The organism is Enterobacter sp. RIT637 (genome assembly GCF_019718755.1).
Lineage (GTDB): Bacteria > Pseudomonadota > Gammaproteobacteria > Enterobacterales > Enterobacteriaceae > Enterobacter.
In genome coordinates this window covers 1-554 of the sequence record NZ_JAIHAZ010000141.1, presented here as the reverse complement: position 1 = coordinate 554, position 554 = coordinate 1, and the positions used below count along the sequence as shown (strand labels likewise).

1 protein-coding gene and 1 pseudogene are annotated in these 554 nt (G+C 56.3%); both read left to right on the top strand.

What is annotated here, in order from left to right; genetic code table 11:
- Nucleotides 1-465 (top strand): SCP2 domain-containing protein (locus K5E19_RS23655; RefSeq protein WP_221553363.1); only part of this gene is annotated, 465 nt, incomplete at its 5' end.
- Nucleotides 459-554 (top strand): annotated as a pseudogene (locus K5E19_RS23650) (GNAT family N-acetyltransferase); the annotation flags it as partial. The gene K5E19_RS23655 and the pseudogene K5E19_RS23650, both read left to right, overlap by 7 nt.

The window sequence follows — 554 nt, the reverse complement described above, 5'->3', positions numbered from 1 at the left end:
GTCAAACTCACGCCGTTCGCTCTTAAACGCCAGGTGATTCAGCAGGTGCTGAGCTGGCAGTTCCGCCAGGCGCTGGAAGAGGGGGAGCTGGAGTTTCTCGACGGGCGCTGGCTACGCATCGAGGTGCGTGACATCGGACTGTGCTGGTTTACCTCCGTTGAGAATGGCAAGCTGATGGTCAGTGATTCCGCCCCGGCGGATGTCAGTTTCAGCGCGAATGCCAGCGATCTGCTGATGATCGCTGCGCGTAAGCAGGACCCGGATACCCTCTTCTTCCAGCGTCGTCTGGTGATTGAAGGGGATACTGAGCTTGGCCTGTACGTCAAAAATTTAATGGATGCCATTGAGCTGGATCAGATGCCGAAGGCGCTGCGCACGGTGCTGATGCAAATGGCCGATTTCGTTGAGGCGGGGCTGAAAACCCCGCCCGAAAGTAAACACACTTCAGTAGGTGAGCCATGCTGATTCGAGTTGAAATTGGGATTGATGCCCCTGGCATTGATTCATTATTACGTCGGTCATTCCCGGAAGACGCCGAGGCCCGACTGGTCCAC